The organism is Paraburkholderia sp. EG304, from assembly GCF_046543485.1.
GTDB classification, from domain to species: domain Bacteria; phylum Pseudomonadota; class Gammaproteobacteria; order Burkholderiales; family Burkholderiaceae; genus Paraburkholderia; species Paraburkholderia youngii.
Genome location: NZ_JBKGUA010000204.1, coordinates 1 through 1,529, shown reverse-complemented (window position 1 = coordinate 1,529; position 1,529 = coordinate 1). Strand labels below are relative to the sequence as shown.

The 1,529-nt window shown below is 68.9% G+C and carries 3 protein-coding genes; all 3 read left to right on the top strand.

Annotation, left to right across the window (positions count from 1 at the left end):
• On the top strand, window positions 1-476 hold a 476-nt coding region (locus ACLFKU_RS43345), incomplete at its 5' end, for an AMP-binding enzyme (RefSeq protein ID WP_410853340.1).
• On the top strand, window positions 476-1,111 hold the full coding sequence (locus tag ACLFKU_RS43340; protein ID WP_410853339.1) for an isochorismatase family protein: 636 nt from the start codon (window positions 476-478) through the stop codon (window positions 1,109-1,111). The genes ACLFKU_RS43345 and ACLFKU_RS43340, both read left to right, overlap by 1 nt.
• Window positions 1,108-1,359: a phosphopantetheine-binding protein gene (locus tag ACLFKU_RS43335; RefSeq protein ID WP_410853338.1), complete on the top strand. Its 252-nt coding sequence runs from the start codon at window positions 1,108-1,110 to the stop codon at window positions 1,357-1,359. The genes ACLFKU_RS43340 and ACLFKU_RS43335 overlap by 4 nt, the downstream gene beginning before the upstream one ends.
• Window positions 1,360-1,529 lie beyond the last annotated feature (170 nt).

Here is a 1,529-nt window from a genome sequence, read left to right as displayed (position 1 = left end):
GCGGCCCCTATACCATCCGCGGCTACCACAACGATCCGGCCGCCAATGCGCGTGCCTTCACCGAAGATGGCTTCTACCGCACCGGCGACATGGTCCAGCGGCTGACGGGCGGCTATCTGGTGGTGCAGGGCAGGGCCAGCGACCACATCAACCGCGCCGGCGAAAAAATCTCCGCGGAAGAAATCGAGGACCACCTGCTGGCGCACCCGAGTGTGTTCGATGCCGCCGTGGTCTCGATCCCCGATGACTACCTCGGTGAGCGCAGCTGCGCCTTCATCATTGCCCAGGGCGAGCCGACCAGGGCCGCCAGCCTCAAGGCCTGGGTCCGCAGCCGCGGCCTGGCTGCGTTCAAAGTGCCGGACCAGATCGTGTTCGTCGATGCCTTCGGCACCACCGCGGTCGGCAAGATCAGCCGCCGCGAGCTGCGTGCCCAGCTGCGCGAACGCTTCATGCAACAGACAGGAGAAACGCGCTGATGGCGCTGCCCAAGATCCAACCGTATCCGCTGCCGACCCAGGCCGAGCTGCCGACCCCGCGCGGCGCCTGGCAACCGGACACCGCGCGCGTAGCGCTGCTGGTGCATGACATGCAGCGCTACTTCCTGGCCGCGTTCGCGCCGGATGCGGCGCCGCTGGCCCCGGCCATCGCCAACATCGCGCGCCTGCTCACGCATTGCCGTGCGCGTGGCATCCCGGTGTTCTACACCGCCCAGCGTGGCAACCAGGATCGCCGTGACCGGGGCCTGCAGGCCGATCTCTGGGGCCCGGGCATGTCCGCCACCGAGGAGCACGAAGCCATCATCGAGGCCGTGGCCCCGGTGCAGGGTGACCATGTGCTGGTCAAACACCGTTACAGCGCGTTCCAGCGCAGCAATCTGGAGACGATGATGCGCGCCCGCGGTCGCGACCAGCTGGTGGTCACCGGCGTGTACGCGCATATCGGCTGTACCGCTACGGTCGCCGAAGGCTTCCAGCGCGACATCGAGAGCTTCATCGCCGCCGACGCGGTCGCCGATTTCTCGCGGGCCGACCATGACCTGGCCCTGCACTGGATCGCCCGCACCTGTGGGGTGCCGATGACCACCGATCACCTGTTGGAGACGCTGTCATGAGCGCACTGACCCTGGAGCGCATGCGCGCCGATGTCGCCGGGATGCTCGGCGAAGCCCCCGAGGACATCCAGGACGACGAGAACCTGATGGACCTGGGCCTGGACTCGATGCGCGTGCTCGGTCTGGTGCTCGCCTGGGGTAATACCGGCATCCCGCTGGAATTCAGTCATCTGGCCGAACACGCCACGCTGGGCGGCTGGTGGACCGTGGTGCAGCGGCTGCAGGCCGAGGCGGCGGCCAGCGCATGAAGGCCCGTGCGGTGCCGGGCGCGGCCGGGCCCATCGTCCGCGGGCTGAGCGAGGCCCAGGCGGGCCTGTGGTATGCGCAGCGGCTGGCGCCGGACAACCCCGCGTTCATCACTGCCCACGCCGTCTGGATCGAGGGGCCGCTGGATGTCGCCGCCTTCGCGCGTGCCGCC